A 17,836-nucleotide genomic window follows, 5' to 3' on the forward strand; every position below is an offset into this window, starting at 1 on the left:
GTCTCCCTATGCGGCACTCGGCACGAACAAGCTCGCGGGCACGTTCGCGTCATCGATCAGCACGCTCACGTACATGCGCTCGGGACGAATTCATTGGTCACTGATTCGCGGCATGATTCCCTTCACACTCGTCGGCGCGTGGCTCGGAGCGACTACAGTCCTGCACGTCAACCAACGCTATCTACAGTTGACCATTTTTTTCGCCATCGTCATCATTGCCATTCTTACGCTGGTCAGGCGTTCCCTCGGAAAAACCAATGCGTTTGCAGGTGTGACGACCGGTATCCGGATCAGCTCATCCATCGCGGCATTCGCACTCGGTTTTTATGACGGGTTCATCGGCCCTGGTACGGGCTCCTTTCTACTCTTTCTTTTTCTCAGCGCATACCGATTTGATTTTGTCTTGGCGGCAGGCAATGGCAGAGTCCTCAATTTCGCGAGCAACATCGCCGCTCTGGTTTATTTTGCTTTGCACGGTGAAGTCGCGCTTTTGGAAGGGCTGCCAATGGGCATCGCGATGATGATTGGCGCGCGCATCGGATCAAAGATGGCTGTCAAGCGTGGCGTTCCGTTTATCCGCCCACTGTTTGTCGTCGTTTCGCTCGTGCTCGCGATCAAAATGGCGATCACTGTCTTTCATTGACGATTTGACGTTCCCCGTATAAGCTAAGAAAAATTGCGAGTGACGTGATCGAAGCGATACGAAATTTGCAGGAAGTGAGAGAGTCATGGAAGAGAAAAAACATCCTCAAGAGATCGGATCAGCAAACGCAGGGAGACACGAACCCCTTATGGCGCGCATTGAGCGCGAGGTTTTGATTGCTGATGGCGCGATGGCGACGCAACTCTACCAAATGGGGACTCCCGTCGGAACTTGCTATGAGGCGCTCTGTATCGAGCGACCAAACGCAGTGACGTCCGTCCATCGCTCCTACCTAGAAGCGGGCGCTCAGCTGCTTGAGACCAACACGTTTGGCGCCAATGCGTATGGCTTGGCTCGCTATGGGCTTGAAGGAAAAGTGGTCGAGATCAATCGCGCGGCTGTGCGCCTTGCGCGCAACGTTGCAGGAGAGCACGCGTATGTGGCAGGCACAGTCGGCTCGGTCCGCGGCGTGCGTCCAGCGGGGCCTGCGCGTGCAGAACTCGAAGCGATTTACCGCGAACAGATTGATGCACTGCTCACAGAGGGACCTGACGCGCTGCTTTTTGAAACGTTTTATGATTTGGATGAATTGGAGATTGCTCTTTACGTCGCACGCTCCTTGACCGCACTTCCGACGATTGCGCAACTGTCACTGATTGATCTTGGAGTAACGCGCGACGGCGTCGCGCTCTCTGATGCGTTTGCAAGGCTCTATGAACACGGCGCGTCGGTCGTCGGCCTGAACTGTCGCTTCGGACCTTCGGATATGCTGCGCGTGTTAGAAAAGGCCCGTTTGCGAGAGACCGATCGCATCTCCGTGTTTCCCAATGCCGGGTTGCTCAGCGTCACAGATGGCGCGTATCACTACCCGTCAGAGCCTGCCTACTTTGGCGAAATCGCACAGGCTTTTCACACGATGGGTGTGCGTATCCTTGGCGGATGTTGTGGAACGACGCCAGAGCACATTCGCGCGATGGCGCGCACTGTAGCCGGTAAGGCGCCAATGCCTGTCAAAGTAGGTGGGCAGACGGTGAGCGTCGGGGTAGGGGACGCGCCCCGTTCGCGCGTGACGGAGCGGATTGACGAGCGCCGGGACGATGCGCAAGTGCTGGTACACGAGAAGGCGCGGCACGATTACACGGTGATCGTCGAACTTGATCCGCCGAAGGATCTCTCGCCAAACGTTTTTTTAGAAGGCGCGCGCGCGTTGAGCGATGCGGGTGCCGACGCGGTGACGCTCGCAGATAACTCACTCGCGGTGACGAGGATGAGCAACATGGCGCTTGGCGCGATGATGAGGCAAATGGACATTGAGCCGCTCCTTCACATGTCCTGTCGCGATCGCAACCTGATCGGCCAGCAATCCCATCTCATGGGACTCCACGCGCTGGGAATTCGCCAGGTGTTGGCAATCACGGGCGATCCCTCGCGCTTCGGTGATTTCCCTGGCGCTACGTCCGTGTTTGACGTGTCCTCTTTTGATTTGATCAAGATGATCAAGCAACTTAATGAGGGTCGTTCGTTTACAGGGCGGGCGCTTGATGAATGCGCGCGGTTTACGGTTGGCGCGGCGTTCAATCCACATGTCCGCCATCTCGACAAGGCGATTCGCCGCCTTGAGCGAAAGATTGAGGCGGGCGCAGATTTTATCATGACCCAGCCGATTTATGATCCGGAATTCTTTGACGTGCTCGCAGATCTGACGGCGCATCTGAATGTGCCTATCTTTGTCGGCGTCATGCCCCTTTTAAGCGCGCGTAACGCGGAGTTTTTGCACAATGAGGTGCCTGGCATTACACTGACAGACAATGTGCGAAAACGGATGGCGGAGGCAGGAACTGGCGCACACGCGCGAAGTGTGGGCGTCGAGATTGCGCGCGAGTTGGTCGATGCCGCCATGAAGCGGTTTCGCGGAATCTACCTCATCACGCCAATGATGCGCTATGAAATGACGGTCGATCTTGTAAAACATGTCGCGCGCGTGGCGCGTGAGGTGGATCAGGCGGGAGCGACGCCCGCGTAGGGGATGCTTTTCGATGCATGCGTTTGGAGGAATGCGCGATCGATGAAATAAGTTTGGCGATTATACGGTTTTTGCAGCAGGATGGACGGATCTCCAATACGGAGATTGCTCACCGCCTAGAGATCTCAGAGGGCACTGTGCGTGCGCGCATCAATAAGCTTATAAGCGATGGGGTACTGCGCATCGTTGCGGCGGTTGATCCGGTCAAGGTGGGAAAAAAGGCGCTCGCCATCATTGGCCTCCAGACGTCGCTGCCAGAGCGCGAGCGTGTGGCGGAAAAATTATCGGCGTTTCCTGAGATCCGATTTATGGCATACACCACAGGGAATTACGACATCATTGTGGAAGTATACGCTGAGTCAAATGAGCAATTGCTGGAGTTTGTGAACCAAAACCTGTCAACGATTGAAGGTATACAAAAGGCAGAACTATCTCTTCAACTAAAAATTGTCCGGGATTCATATACGTGGCTGTGATGTCACGCAGGAGAATTGGATCTTGACGTTTCATAGGATGGGAACCGCTGTTCTACTAAAAAAGAAAGCCCGCGCAAAGGTGGGCTTTTTTTATGTTTGCTCTGTTGTATAATAGACGCTGACATTATAGAGGGGGAGAGCCGTTGTTAACAAAGCACGATCAGATTTTGCAACATATTGAAGGGCTCCCGGTCGGATACAGAATTTCAGTGCGACAGATTGCGAAACAGTTAGGCGTGAGTGAAGGAACAGCTTATCGCGCGATTAAGGAAGCGGAAGGGCAGGGCCTGGTGTCCACGATTGAGCGAGTGGGTACCGTACGTATTGAGCGAAAGCAGCGCAGGGATATCGATCGTCTCACGTTTGCAGAGGTGGTCAACATCGTCGACGGATCGGTGTTAGGCGGACGTAGTGGACTTCACAAAACGCTTCACAAATTTGTCATTGGCGCGATGGAACTCGAAGCGATGATGAAATATGTGGAGTCGGGTTCTTTGATGATTGTCGGCAATCGTCAGGAGGTTCACGTCGCAGCGCTGGAGATGGGGGCGGCGGTTCTCGTCACGGGCGGATTTACGGTCAGTACCCGCGTGGCTGAACTCGCTGATCGGCTCGAACTCCCGGTCATTTCGTCGACATATGACACCTTTTCTGTCGCCTCGATGATCAATCGGGCGATCTATGACAGGCTTATTAAAAAGGAAATTCTGCTCGTCGAAGACATCCTTGGGAATCATGTGCCTTCTGTGCTTTATGACACGCAGACGGTGGAAAACTATCGCGAGCTTGTCGATACGACGGGTCACTCGCGCTTCCCCGTTCTTCGCGAAGATGGCAAACTTACGGGTGTCATTGCGGCAAAGGATGTGTACGGACAAGAACCTGTGACGCTGATTGCGCGGGTGATGACGCGCCAACCGATCTCGGTGACGCCAAAGACGTCCGTCGCATCGGCCGCTCACCTCATGGTGTGGGAAGGCTTGGAACTGCTCCCGGTCATCGAGTTTCGCCGCCTGGTTGGCGTGATCAGTCGCCAAGATGTCATTCGCGCGCTTCAATATAATCAAAAGCAGCCGCAGATGGGCGAGACGCTTGAGGATGTCGTTCTCAGTCGCTTTGCTGAGACGTACGAGGAGCAGACGCTCTCACTCGCGGGCGAGGTGACACCACAAATGTCGACGACGCACGGGGGACTCTCGCCGGGTGCGTTTATGACAATCGTAGGTGAGGCGGCTATGAATGTTTTGCGCAGACATCGCGACACGAACATGCTGATTGAAAACGCCACACTTTATTTTCTGAAACCCGTTCAGATTGATCAACGTGTCGAGGCGCGCGCGCGCGTGGTAGATGTCGGTCGCAAGATGGGAAAGGTGGATGTCGAGCTTTTCCGTCAAAATGAATTGGTGGGAAAAGCGCTGCTGACCGTTCAAATGTTAGAGCGGTAATCGACAGGATTCGCGGCGCGTATCGAAGTGATCCGATCTCTGGTGTAGACTGCGCGTGGTTTGAGAGGATAGGGAGACGAAAGACCGATGATTCATCTGCGAACATACAGTGAATATAGCCTGCTCTACAGCGCCGCGCGCGCCAGCGAGCTGGGCTCGTTTGCGTTTCGTCAAGGGATGGAGGCGCTCGGAGTCGTTGATCGCTTTCAACTTTTTGGCTTGCCCGCGGTCGCGCGTGCGCTTGAAGATCAGCAGGTGCGTCCGCTCCTTGGCATGACGGTGCGTATCGCGCCGACGCTTGAGGAGCGAGACCGCAGGCGTGCGCTTTTGCAAATTAGTGAAGTGAGCGTGCTTGCGCAGTCAGATGAGGGATACCGTCAACTCATGCGGCTCGCATCTTCTGTGTCCCTTGATCCGCTCGATTTGAAGCGCATCAGTGAGCAGACGCTGTTTGAAAATACCCGCGGCCTGCTTTGCTTGACGGGGGATCGCGAGGGGCCTGTGGAAGTGGCGCTTTCGCAAAATGAAGAGCAGCGCGCGCTGCGCAGTCTCTCAGCGCTCATAGAGGCGTTTGGTCGCGATGCGGTCTATATCGAGATGGCGAGAAGTGGACAGGCTGACGAGCGGGAGCGCGGAGAGCGATTGCAGGCGCTTGCACGAAAGATCGGATTACCCATTGTTGGGACGAGCCCGGTGCGTCACATGACACCGCCTGACATCCGTCTGCTTGATGTGCTGGCAGGCGTCGAACAGGGCATCACGCTCGCGGAGGCGGCGGCGCTGCGCCCGCGCGGCGCGAGCTTCCATTTTCGCTCGCAAGAAGAGATGGAGACGCTTTTTGCGGATTGCCCGGCGGCGCTCGCGACAACTGTCGAGGTGGCGGATCGCTGTCGAGCCATGATCCCGTCGCAATCGTTCGCCATGCCGCGCTACGCCCTGCCCGAGCGGATGACCGAGGCGCAAGCGCTCGAAAAACTCGCATATGATCGTTTGACTCGCCGCGTCACCCAGCCAACGGATGTCTACACAGAACGGCTCCGCTATGAGCTCGCGGTGATTGAGCGGATGGGGTTTTCCGGATATTTTCTCATCGTCTGGGATTTTATGCGCTTTGCTCGACGGCAAGGCATCACGACAGGCCCTGGGCGTGGATCGGCGGCCGGCAGTCTGGTTTCATACGTGTTGTCGATTACGGATGTGGACCCGATTGTGCACGACTTGTTGTTCGAGCGTTTTTTGAATCCGGAGCGCGTTTCTTGGCCAGATATCGACATCGACTTTGAGACGGAGCGCCGCCACGAAGTGGTTTCGTATGTCGCGATGACATACGGGCTCGATCACGTCGCACATATCGGGACGCTTGGAACGTTTGCTTCGCGCGCCGCCGTGCGTGACGTTGCGCGCGTGCTCGGCGTAGCCGCTGGGTCCCTGCAACCGCTGCTCGACGCGCTTCCGTCGATACCGGGGACAACGCTTGCGGGCGCACTGCGTGAAGACGCAGCGCTCGCGCAGCGCGTCGCGCGCGATCCGACCATGCAGCGCGTTGTACAGTTTGCCCTCGGAATTGAGGGCCTTCCCCGCCACACATCGATCCATGCGGCAGGTGTCGTCATTTCACCGCGCCCGCTTACCGATTTGGTTCCACTGATGGCTGGGGCGGATGAAGTGCGGGTCACACAGTATGCCATGGAAGATGTTGAGGCGTTGGGACTCTTAAAGATGGATTTTCTAGGACTCAAAACGCTTACACTGTGTGATCGCACCATTCGCTACATTCGCGATGTGCGAGGGGAGAGCGTGCACGTCGAGGCGTTGACACTTAACGAGGCGACGATTGAATTGCTCTCACAAGGGGATACAGACGGTTGTTTCCAACTCGAATCACCTGGCGTTAAACATGTGTTGCGCGAGATGAAACCGCGCAACCTAGAGGATTTGATCGCTGTCATCTCCTTGTACCGGCCCGGACCCATGGAGCAGATTCCTGCGTTTTTACGCGCGCGAAGCGGGACCGTCGCGCCGCGCTACGAGGTGCCGGAACTTGAGCCGATCTTGCGTTCGACGTTTGGCATTCTCGTTTATCAAGAGCAGATCATGCAGATTGCGTCGCGCCTTGCCGGATTCTCTCTGGGCGAGGCAGACGTTTTGCGCCGCGCGGTATCAAAAAAGAAACGTGACGTTCTGGATGAGTGGCGCGGAAGATTTTTAGAAGGATGTGCGTCCAGAGGTGTTATTGCGCTTCACGCAGAGCGGGTGTATGACCTGATCGTGCGCTTTGCGGACTATGGGTTTAATCGTTCGCACGCGGCAGCCTATGCGCTGCTCGCGGTGCGCACCGCGGCGCTCAAGGCGAATTATCGCCCGGAATTCATGTCGGCGCTGATGAACGAGCAGATGGCCCGCCCTGACAAGTTGGCGCACTACGCGAGTGCCTGTCGGCGCGCGGGGATCGCGGTTCTGCCGCCTGACATCAACTTGAGTGGAGAGGAATGCCGACCGGAGCGCACATTGTCTGGCGCGGTCGCGATTCGCTTGAGTCTTGAGGCGATCAAATACGTGGGGAATGCGGCTGTACGCCACCTGCTTGAATTGCGTGAAGCGGGGGCGTTTTTATCGGTGCGCGATTTGCTTTTGCGATCGGATAGCCGGGTGCTGACACGGCGAGTGACCGAAAGTCTGGTGCAGGCGGGTGCGCTCGATTCGCTCGGAGGGCGAAATGCGATGCTTTACGCGGTGAAACAATGGTTTGATGAGCGGGAGTTGCCAAGTTCGCGGGGGAAAACACGGTTGACAAAAAACGCTTCGGAGTCAGCGCTGTCCCTTTTTGATGATGACGTGCGCGAGGCGCTACGCGATAACCCCGCTGAGGCTGCTGTTGGAAAGGTCGTGGCGAACGATCCGGTCACGCTTGAACTTCCGGAGCAGTGTGACGCGTGGGAGCGGGAATTGATCGGATTTGTCGTTAGCCGCGATCCGTTTTCAGAACTGATCATGCTGCGCGAAACTGCACGACTCCCAGATCTCGCGCGGGCAAAGGAGCGCGCAAAAAAGGAACCGACGGATGTCGTGGCGCGTCTCCTACACGTGCGTCAGACAAAGACCCGACGCGGAGAACCGATGGCTTTTTTGCAAGTGGAAGATGAATCGGATCGCGCGGAGGTCGTCTTGTTTCCGTCTCTCTTTCGGACGCTCCGGGAGGAACCGACCAGCGGTCGACTCTGCTTTTTGCAGATGCGCACCGATGCGCGCTCCTCAGGACTTGTCGCAATGCGCTTCTCGTACACCCCCCCGGAAGGCGTAGGGGTGTCGGTGAGTTCACCTCCTGTTGCGCTGACGCAGGTGGTGGATGCGCGCGCGACTTCAGCAAAACGCCTTTGGTTGCGCATCGATCAGGAGCTTGATCACTCCGTTGAAAGCTTGCGCGCACTGCGCGAGATTCTGGTGCGTTATCCAGGGGATGTCCCCGTAATCCTCAGCTATTCATCCGGTCAAAATCGGCTGCTGGAGTCTGTTCGCGTCGATCTCTCAAAGGCCTTGGCGCGCGAATTGCTTACGCTTTTGTCGAAGAACGCAATCCGCGTAACAGATGAATAGATAAAAAAATGACATCTTTCAGAAGCGTGCTATAATAACTTCACAATTTATGCGTAAGCGTTTGCGAGAGTGGACGTTGTGAGAGGGCGGATTGATGTATGGCGTTGCGGGATGACGCACTGAAGTTACACAAGGATGCGGTGGGGAAGATTGCGCTCTCCCCGAAAGTAAAGGTCGTCACGAAAGAAGACTTGAGTCTCGCTTATTCACCTGGTGTGGCGGAGCCTTGCAAAGAGATCCACCGTGAACCCGAACGCGTGTACGAGTACACCTCGAAATCGAATCTTGTCGCAGTTGTCAGCAATGGCACCGCAGTGCTTGGCTTAGGAGACATCGGCCCAGCCGCGGCCATGCCCGTCATGGAAGGGAAAGCGGTATTGTTCAAATCGTTTGCAGGGGTTGACGCTTGGCCGCTTTGCATCGATGCACAGACGGTCGATGAGGTGGTTGCATTTGTGAAAGCGGTTGCCCCAACCTTTGGCGGGATCAATTTGGAAGATATTGCGGCGCCCGCCTGTTTTGAGATCGAGGAACGCTTAAAAGCGGAACTTGACATTCCGGTTTTTCACGATGATCAGCATGGAACGGCGATTGTCACAATGGCGGCGGTGTTAAACGCCTTGATTGTGGCAGGAAAGCGGCTTGAGGACGTCCGTATTGTCGTAAGCGGGGCTGGCGCTGCGGGGATCGCGACGGTCAATCTCCTGTTGTCGGCTGGCGCCAAGCATGTCGTCATGTGCGACACGAAGGGCGCGATCTATGAGGGGCGCGGTGATCTAAACACGTTGAAGCATAAGATTGCAGCGGTGACCAATCCTGATCGGATCGTGGGAGATTTGGCACGCGTCCTTGAAGGCGCCGATCTTTTTATTGGTGTCTCGGCGGCGAATGCAGTCACGAAAGAGATGGTGCACTCTATGAATCGCGATCCGATCCTCTTTGCGATGGCGAATCCTGACCCGGAGATCACACCGGCGGATGCGCTCGCTGCTGGGGCGTTGGTGATTGGGACGGGGCGCTCGGATTATCCGAATCAGGTCAACAATGTATTGGCGTTTCCGGGAATGTTTCGCGGCGCGCTTGATACGCGTGCGAAGGAAATCAACGAGGCTATGAAGGTGGCGGCGGCGCACGCGATTGCGAATCTGGTGACGGCTGATGAGTTGTCAGCCGATTATGTGATCCCGCGTCCGTTTGATCCGCGTGTGGCGCCTGCAGTGGCACAGGCGGTGGCCGAGGCGGCGCTTGCGACAGGTGTTGCGCGAATTCGCGTCGAACCGTCAGAGATCGCTTTGCGCACGCGACTTTTGTCGAGCATTCGCTAGGCTTTCTTTCTTGCACGTCTTCTTTTTGCCGTGTTAAGATGGACGATGAGATAGGGTAGCGAGGTGATGCGCAATGTGGACGGTGATCTATATCGCCCATACGTTGCGCCTTGCGGAGCAGATTCAGAGCCGCTTGACGACGGATGGTTTTCTAGTGAAGTTGCGAGCGGCAAACGGTATGCACCAGCAGTATGAGATCCTCGTCCCGGAGACGGAACTGGAAGACGTGCGAGATACGCTTCGGGAGATTTTGCACTCTTCCTTGCTCGGATAGAGTCGTAATGAATCCATGATGTGTCTGAGCCGAATGAAGCGTTGATGATGAGGTGACCTGTTGTTAAAGGATTTGTTTCCTAAGAAAAGAAAGTTTGCAACCATTTCACCAAACCAGGGCGCTAAGGATCGAGTTCCTGAGGGACTCATGAATAAGTGCAAACGGTGTGGTGAAATTCTTCTTTCGCGGGAATTGGAGAAAAACGTAAAGACGTGTCCGCACTGTGGGTATCACTTTTCAATGACGGCTCCTGAACGCATTGACGCGACGCTTGACGAAGGGAGCTTCGTTGAGTTTGACGCGCATCTGCTCACTGGAGATCCCCTCTCTTTTCCGGATTATCCTGAGAAAGTCCAAAAGGCGCGTGAAATGTCAGGCCTTGATGAGGCGATTGTGTCAGGCTATGGGACCATCGCTGGTTTTCCGCTCTACATCGCTGTCATGGATTTCCGATTTATTATGGGAAGCATGGGCTCGGTTGTCGGGGAGCGACTCGCCCGAACGGTCGAACGAGCGACGGATGACGGGGTGCCTGTCGTTATCTTCACTGTTTCGGGTGGAGCGCGGATGCAGGAGGGGATTTTTTCGCTCATGCAGATGGCGAAGGTTTCGGCCGCGTTGCGGCGTCACGCGGATGCGGGGCGACTGTACATTGCGGTGTGCACAAACCCGACGACGGGGGGCGTGACAGCGAGCTTTGCGATGCAGGGCGATTTGAACCTCGCGGAGCCGGGCGCGATGATTGGGTTTGCGGGCAGGCGGATTATTGAATCGACCATTCGCCAACAGCTCCCGGAAGAGTTTCAGACTGCAGAATTCTTACTCGAACATGGCATGTTGGATGAAGTTGTGCACCGCAAGGATATGAAACCTTATCTGGCGACCGTCCTCGCGATGCATTCGAAACGGGGTGAACCGAATGGCCACAGAACTGCCTTTTGAGAAGCCGCTTGTTGAGCTTCGCGTGAAGATCGATGAACTGAAACGCTTTACGGAAGAAAAAGGGATCGATATGAGCGAAGAGGTGGCGACGCTAGAAGCAAAGGCGAAGACGCTCGCGGAATCAATTTACCGCGATCTAAAGCCGTGGCAGAAAGTGCAGATTGCGCGCCATCCGGAACGCCCCACTGCGCTCGATTACATTCGCGCGATGTGTGGCGACTTTATTGAACTGCATGGCGACCGAAACTTTCGCGATGATCCAGCGATGGTCGGCGGCGTGGGGTTGTTTCGCGGACGTCCCGTCACACTGATCGGAACGCAAAAGGGCAAAGACACGAAAGACAATATACACCGCAATTTTGGAATGGCTCACCCGGAAGGTTATCGCAAGGCGCTTCGCTTGATGAAACAGGCGGAAAAGTTCCAGCGACCTGTCTTTACATTTATCGATACGGCGGGCGCTTATCCGGGCGCCGGGGCGGAAGAGCGAGGACAGGGCGAGGCGATTGCGCGCAACCTGATTGAAATGGCGGGTCTGCGCGTTCCTGTCGTCTGTGTTGTGACGGGTGAAGGTGGAAGTGGCGGAGCACTCGGCCTCGGTGTCGCGGATGAAATTTTGATGTTTGAGCACGCGTATTACTCAGTGATCTCGCCTGAGAGCGCGGCGGCGCTGCTCTGGAAGGATGCGACGCAAGGACAGCGCGCGGCGGACACGATGTGCATTACGGCGCAGGATCTAAAAGCGTTTGGCATTGTGGATCAGATCGTGCCCGAACCGTTTGGTGGTGTGCAACGCGACCGCGCGGAAGCGGTGAGCGCGCTTAGCGATGCGTTTGCACAAGCGCTTGATCGATTGGATGCGTTGGGGATGGATGCACTCCTTGAAAGACGTTATGACAAGTATCGAAAGATCGGGAATTATCGCGAAATGACGGAAGAACTGCCTAAACATTCTGTTGCGATGCAGGAATCGTGACGTTCGCGTAGAATCCTTTTCATAAGGATTGGGCGGACGTCCAGTTTCTTCACACTATGTGGGACGCATTTAGTCCCGCGTGGACGAAATGCGTCTTAGTGGGTGGTTGACCAATCAGGCACTCGTGTATCCCGGTATATGAAAACTCTGAGTGATCATGGAATGAGCATGGGGGTTTGCTACGTGGGAAGTGCTGGACAAAATAAGATTGAAAAGATTGCCGTTCTAACGAGCGGTGGCGACTCGCCAGGGATGAATGCGGCGATTCGCGCGGTTGTGCGCAAAGGGCTGTACCACGGGCTTGAGGTGATCGGTATCAAGCACGGCTATGCGGGGCTGATGCGCGGTGAAATGGAAGTGATGGATCTCGGTTCTGTCGCGGATATTATTCAGCGCGGCGGCACAAAACTCTATACGGCTCGCTGTGAGGAGTTCAAGACGCCGACAGGCCAGGCGCAAGGGGCTGCGCGTCTGCGCGAGTGGGGGATTGACGCGCTCGTCGTCATTGGCGGCGACGGATCCTTTCGCGGCGCGCGCGCCCTCTCAGCGCTTGGCATTAACACGGTGGGTATTCCTGGCACAATCGACAATGATATACCATGCACGGACTATACCATTGGCTTTGATACGGCTGTCAATACGGTCATTGAAGCGATAGACAAAATTCGCGATACGGCGACTTCGCATGAACGCACGTATGTCGTCGAAGTGATGGGGCGAAACGCGGGAGATATCGCAATGATTGCAGGGCTTGCCGGAGGCGCGGAGTCGATACTGATTCCAGAGGCGCCTTTTCAATTGCCAGAAGTGTTGCAGCGTTTGCAGCACGGCATTGAGCGTGGCAAGCGGCACAGCATCATCCTTGTCGCAGAAGGTGTCGGACACGGCATGAAAATTGGCGAACAGATCTCTGAAGCGACAGGGTGGGAGGTACGAGTGACCGTCCTTGGTCATCTCCAACGCGGCGGCTCGCCAACGGCGTTTGATCGCGCACTGGCATCGCGCATGGGCGCATTTGCAATTGATTTGCTTTTGCAGGGGACGACAAGCGTCATGATCGGCGTGCGTGGCCAACAACTTGTACCGATCGATATTGAAGAGGCGCTGCGAACGCCGCGGTCGTTTGACATGTCGCTCTATGAACTCGCGGGCATTCTATCCATTTAATCTGAGGAGGAAGTGAACGGATGAGAAAAAGCAAAATTGTTTGTACGATGGGGCCTGCATCCAATCAATTGGAGACGCTTCGCGAAATGATTCGAGCGGGGATGGACGTTGCGCGTTTAAATTTTTCGCACGGAACGCATGACGATCATCGCCGCGTCATTGAAACGGTGCGCGATGCAGCGCGTCTTGAAGGTAAAGCGATCGGGATCATGCTTGATATTAAAGGTCCGAAAATTCGTACGGGTCTCATTGAGGGAGACGAAGTCGAACTCATTGACGGAGAAACCATCATCTTGACCACGGATGCTGTACTTGGGACGAAGCAGCGTGTCTCGATTAGCTATGAAGGTCTGCCAGAAGATGTGACGGTAGGCTCGGTAATTCGCATCGATGACGGACTGATCGGGCTTCGCGTCTTGCAGGTTGTCGGACATGACATTCACTGCACCATTACCAATGGTGGTACGTTAAAAAATCGCAAGGGCATCAATGCGCCAGGTGTGCGCCTGCGCTTGCCTGGCGTGACGGAAAAAGACATCGAAGATATCAAGTTTGGCATTGAGCAAGGCGTCGATATCATCGCGGCATCCTTTGTGCGCAAAGCATCGGATGTCTTGGAAATTCGCGAATTGCTTGAAAATCATCACGTCAAGATGGACATCATCTCGAAGATCGAGGCGCAGGAAGGCATCGATTGCATCAGTGAGATCCTTGCGGTGTCCGACGGTCTCATGGTGGCGCGCGGCGATCTCGGCGTGGAGATTCCTACAGAAGAGGTTCCGATTGTACAAAAGCAACTGATCGAACTCTGCAATCGCGCGGGAAAGGTCGTCATTACGGCGACGCAGATGCTTGACTCCATGCAGCGCAATCCGCGACCGACGCGCGCAGAGGCGACTGATATCGCAAACGCGATTTTTGACGGGTCTGACGCGATTATGCTCAGCGGCGAGACGGCGGCAGGTCGCTATCCGATTGAGTCGGTGCGCACGATGGCAGAAATCGCAGAGCGGGCTGAGCGGGCGATCCTTGAGCGCGTCGTGATGGGGCGCCATCGCGACATCGTTGAAAATACGCAGACGGATGCGATCAGCTCCGCGGTGCAGCGAATTGCCGATGAGTTGCAAGCCAAAGCGGTGATAACCTCGACGGAGTCAGGATTCACTGCGCGGATGATCGCGAAACATCGTCCGTGCTGCGCGATCGTCGCGGTGACACCGTATGCGGCGGTAGCGCGTCGCTTGGCGCTTTGCTATGGCGTCTATCCTGTGTTGGTGAAAAAGACGCATACGACCGATGAAATGCTTTCTGTCGCAGTCGACGGAGCGCTTGCGTCTGGCTATGTTCAGAGTGGCGATCTCGTCGTCATCACGGCAGGCGTACCGGTCGGTGAGACGGGGACGACCAATATGTTGAAGATTCACACAATTGGGGATTCGATCGGCAAAGGTGTTGGCGTTGGGACGAGGAGTCTTGTCGGCCGCGCGGTGGTTGCAACGAATGTGAGTGACGCCTTGGCGCGTGTGGAGGACGGTGATATTCTGGTGACTGTGGCGACCGATCGCGACTTCATGCCAGCGCTTCAGAAGGCGGGCGCGCTTGTGACCGAAGATGGCGGCGTAACGTCGCATGCCGCAGTCGTAGGCCTCTCGCTTGGAATTCCTGTCATTGTCGGCCTCGCTGGCGCGACGCGTCTCGTGAAAGATGGGGAGACAGTGACGGTCGACGCCATTCGCGGACTCCTCTACCGTGGAAAAACGCACGTGCTTTAAGATGATTGACGAATGGATTTGACCTTGTGACAAGAGTGGAGATTGGACGATGAGCAAAAAGAGTGTCACAACGGTTCGCGTTCGCTATGCAGAGACGGATCAGATGGGTGTGGCGTGGCACGGCAATTATATCGCGTGGTTTGAGGCGGGGCGCACCGATTGGATTCGCGCGGCGGGTCTGTCGTATCGCCAGCTTGAAGAAGAAGGCGTCCTCCTCCCGGTGCTGCGCGTCGAAGCGGAGTACTTGAAGGCTACACACTTTGACGATGAACTGACGATTGAGACGCAACTCGCGTCGTATGAAGGGGTTCGCGTGTCGTTTGGGTATGTTGTCTACGCGGTCGATGGACAGTGCATGGCAAAGGGCAAAACGGAGCACGCGTTCGTCTCGCGTGAGATGAAACCGCTGCGAATTCCGCGCCATCGCCCTGATCTGCACGACATTTTTATCCGCAGACAGGAAGCGTGACGTAACACATGAGCCACACCACGCCGCGATTTGCGTATGCGCTGCTGTTTCTCGCCATTTTCTCTGTGTCATTCGCGGCCATTCTGATTAAACTTACAAACGCCCCAGCTGAAGTGACAGCATTCTATCGCATGAGCATCACGGCAGTTCTGCTCGCGCCTTTTGCTGCGCGGGGACTGCGCGCGCAGATCAGCTTGTTGACACGTCGCGATTGGGGCTTGCTCGCGATCAGTGGGGCATGTCTGGCGATTCACTTTGTTTTCTGGATCGGTTCGCTCTTCTACACGTCTGTCGCGAGTTCGACCCTCTTCTTGTCCCTTCAGCCCATTTTTGCGATGATCGGAAGTTTCGTATTCTTTCGAGAGAAAACGCGCGGGGCTGCGTGGCTATACGCGAGCATTGCAGTTCTAGGAACCGCGCTCATTGGCTGGCAAGATCTTCACCTGGGTGGACGAGCGGCGTATGGCGATCTGCTTTCCGTCCTTGGTACGCTGTCGGTGGTCGGTTACATGCTTGCCGGGCAGCGCCTGCGCCAGAAACTTTCATTTCTCCACTACAGTTTTCTTGTGTATTGCATCTGTTCCGCGCTTCTCTTCATCTACAGCGTTGGACGAGGCGATCAACTCACAGGTTATGCGGGTTCTGACGTCCGTGCATTTTTACTTCTCGCCATCATTCCGACGATCTTCGGGCACACGATGTTCAACTTTCTCCTGCGTTTCTTTAAAGCACCCACCATCGCAATGACGATTGTGGGAGAACCGCTCATTGCGACTGCGCTCGCCTATCTCTTTTTCGGAACCAGAGTTCACACCATTTGGTTTTTGGGGGCGACACTCGCCGTTTTTGGCATCATTCAGTTCATGAGAAACACGTTGCAATCTAAAACTTCGGTGCGCGCACCCTCAGGGGTTGATCTTGAGATGTGATGCTGGACGCTGAGAGAGTAACTGTCTTACAAAAAAACCGCGGCTGTATTGCAAGCCGTGCAATGCGTCTCTTTTTCGACAATCGCGAGAGCGTTTGGCCAACGGCGTTTGGCCAACGCTCTTATTTTTGCCAAAAGCCCTTACTGTGCGTGCGATTGTATGATGTATGCGCCGTAAATTGTCGGCCGTAGATGTCGAATTTCCCGGGAAATTGTCACACGCTGTTCCCGGATGTTCGTGCTACTTGCAAACTGTTTGTTGCCTGGAAAGATCCTGTGCTATGATGGGGAATGTAACGTATTCATGGGTGCTTTTTCGAAAGGGGCTAGTCCATTGTCTCTCTTTAAGCAACTTGAAATGCCGAAGCACGGCGAAAAGATTTCCATGCAATCATCCGGGTTACATGTACCCGACCATCCAGTCATTCCGTTTATCGAGGGTGACGGAACGGGTCGCGACATTTGGCGGGCATCCGTACGTGTCCTCGACGCGGCAGTCGAAAAATTGTACGGTGGAAAACGCAAAATTGAATGGTTCGAAGTGTATGCCGGAGAAAAAGCGTTCACACAGTTTGGGGAATGGTTGCCTGACGACACGCTTGTTGCGCTTCGCGAATACTTGGTCAGCATTAAAGGTCCACTCACCACACCGATTGGCGGCGGATTTCGCAGTTTGAACGTCGCGCTTCGACAGGAGTTGGACCTTTATGTATGTCTGCGTCCTGTGCGCCATTTTGCGGGAGTGCCTTCTCCTGTGAAACGGCCCGATCTTGTCGATATGGTAATTTTCCGGGAAAATTCGGAGGATATCTACGCGGGTATTGAGTGGGCAGCAGGAACGCCAGAAGTTCAAAAAGTGATCCGTTTCTTGCAAGAGGAGATGGGCGTTAAGAAGATCCGCTTTCCAGAGACGTCAGGGATCGGCATCAAGCCGATTTCGAAAGAGGGGACGGATCGGCTGATTCGCTCGGCGATCGAGTACGCGATTGCGCATCAACGGAAGTCGGTCACGATTGTCCACAAAGGGAACATTATGAAATTCACGGAGGGCGGCTTTAAAAACTGGGCTTATGAATTGGCGGAGCGCGAGTTTGGCGATCGCGTCTTTACGTGGGCGCAGTACGACCGCATCAAAGCGGACAAAGGATCTGCGGCGGCTGATCAAGCGCAAAAGGATGCAGAGACGTCTGGAAAGATCATCGTGAAGGATACGATTGCGGATATCTTCTTGCAGCAGATTTTGACGAGGCCTGCGGAGTTTGACGTGGTTGCGACGATGAACCTAAACGGTGACTACATCTCGGATGCGCTCGCGGCGCAAGTCGGCGGAATCGGGATCGCACCTGGCGCAAACATTAACTATGTCACAGGGCACGCCGTGTTTGAGGCGACGCACGGCACGGCACCGAAGTATGCAGATCTCGACAAGGTGAATCCTGGTTCGGTCATTCTTTCTGGCGTGATGATGCTTGAACATTTGGGCTGGCAGGAGGCGGCTGACGCGATTGTCGCGTCACTGCAGGCAACGATTAATCAGAAGGTCGTCACGTATGACTTCGCGCGTTTGATGGAAGGCGCAACGGAAGTAAAGACGTCCGAGTTTGCGGATGCGCTGATCAAGAATTTGTAAATGAAATCAATAAGTGTTGAAGTCGATTTGCGCTGAAATGGAGGCGTCCCGCAGGGGGCGCCTTCTTCTACTTTTCGGCTGCGGACCGCGTCGATGTGAGGCAATCGAGCAATGTACATGGTACAATCATGGTCAATGGAAGGTTCGGCTGCGAGGTCGGAGGATCGTC

General features: G+C 55.3%; 14 protein-coding genes. All 14 read left to right on the forward strand.

Annotated elements, in window-relative coordinates:
- Positions 1-643, forward strand: a 643-nt coding sequence (locus AYW79_RS06800; protein ID WP_067563638.1) for a sulfite exporter TauE/SafE family protein, incomplete at its 5' end; no start/stop codon positions are given.
- Positions 644-728: 85 nt separating this feature from the next.
- A complete protein-coding gene (locus tag AYW79_RS06805; protein WP_082806607.1) occupies positions 729-2,666 on the forward strand; it encodes a bifunctional homocysteine S-methyltransferase/methylenetetrahydrofolate reductase in 1,938 nt (645 codons plus the stop codon).
- 17 nt (positions 2,667-2,683) lie between these two features.
- Complete coding sequence (locus AYW79_RS06810; protein WP_067563641.1) at positions 2,684-3,142, forward strand: Lrp/AsnC family transcriptional regulator; 459 nt, start codon at positions 2,684-2,686, stop codon at positions 3,140-3,142.
- Between the two features lie 143 nt (positions 3,143-3,285).
- Positions 3,286-4,590: a DRTGG domain-containing protein gene (locus AYW79_RS06815; protein WP_067563645.1), complete on the forward strand. Its 1,305-nt coding sequence runs from the start codon at positions 3,286-3,288 to the stop codon at positions 4,588-4,590.
- Between the two features lie 87 nt (positions 4,591-4,677).
- Positions 4,678-8,184, forward strand: coding sequence for a DNA polymerase III subunit alpha (dnaE, locus tag AYW79_RS06820; protein ID WP_067563648.1), 3,507 nt, complete (start codon positions 4,678-4,680; stop codon positions 8,182-8,184).
- Between the two features lie 98 nt (positions 8,185-8,282).
- Positions 8,283-9,509: an NAD(P)-dependent malic enzyme gene (locus AYW79_RS06825; RefSeq protein ID WP_067563651.1), complete on the forward strand. Its 1,227-nt coding sequence runs from the start codon at positions 8,283-8,285 to the stop codon at positions 9,507-9,509.
- A 73-nt stretch (positions 9,510-9,582) separates the two neighbouring features.
- Positions 9,583-9,783 (forward strand): glutamate decarboxylase, encoded by a 201-nt coding sequence (locus tag AYW79_RS06830; protein WP_067563654.1) that lies wholly within the window; start codon positions 9,583-9,585, stop codon positions 9,781-9,783.
- Positions 9,784-9,843: 60 nt separating this feature from the next.
- Positions 9,844-10,725 carry an acetyl-CoA carboxylase, carboxyltransferase subunit beta gene (accD, locus tag AYW79_RS06835; RefSeq protein ID WP_067563658.1) on the forward strand — a complete coding sequence of 294 codons (882 nt, stop codon included), beginning with the start codon at positions 9,844-9,846 and terminating at the stop codon, positions 10,723-10,725.
- Positions 10,703-11,701, forward strand: coding sequence for an acetyl-CoA carboxylase carboxyltransferase subunit alpha (locus AYW79_RS06840; protein WP_067563661.1), 999 nt, complete (start codon positions 10,703-10,705; stop codon positions 11,699-11,701). The genes accD and AYW79_RS06840 overlap by 23 nt, the downstream gene beginning before the upstream one ends.
- Positions 11,702-11,908: 207 nt before the next feature.
- Complete coding sequence (pfkA, locus tag AYW79_RS06845) at positions 11,909-12,868, forward strand: 6-phosphofructokinase (protein ID WP_067563749.1); 960 nt, start codon at positions 11,909-11,911, stop codon at positions 12,866-12,868.
- 20 nt (positions 12,869-12,888) lie between these two features.
- Positions 12,889-14,640 (forward strand): pyruvate kinase, encoded by a 1,752-nt coding sequence (gene pyk, locus AYW79_RS06850; RefSeq protein ID WP_067563665.1) that lies wholly within the window; start codon positions 12,889-12,891, stop codon positions 14,638-14,640.
- Positions 14,641-14,689: 49 nt separating this feature from the next.
- Entirely contained in the window at positions 14,690-15,109 is a 420-nt protein-coding gene (locus AYW79_RS06855; protein WP_067563668.1) for an acyl-CoA thioesterase, read from the forward strand.
- A gap of 8 nt (positions 15,110-15,117) precedes the next feature.
- Complete coding sequence (locus AYW79_RS06860) at positions 15,118-16,038, forward strand: DMT family transporter (protein ID WP_067563671.1); 921 nt, start codon at positions 15,118-15,120, stop codon at positions 16,036-16,038.
- 357 nt (positions 16,039-16,395) lie between these two features.
- The gene (gene icd, locus AYW79_RS06865; RefSeq protein ID WP_418251485.1) at positions 16,396-17,667 is read left to right on the forward strand and encodes an NADP-dependent isocitrate dehydrogenase; all 1,272 of its coding nucleotides are present in this window, start codon (positions 16,396-16,398) and stop codon (positions 17,665-17,667) included.
- The last annotated feature ends 169 nt before the right edge of the window (positions 17,668-17,836 follow it).

The organism is Ferroacidibacillus organovorans (assembly GCF_001642725.1).
Classification (GTDB): domain Bacteria; phylum Bacillota; class Bacilli; order Alicyclobacillales; family SLC66; genus Ferroacidibacillus; species Ferroacidibacillus organovorans.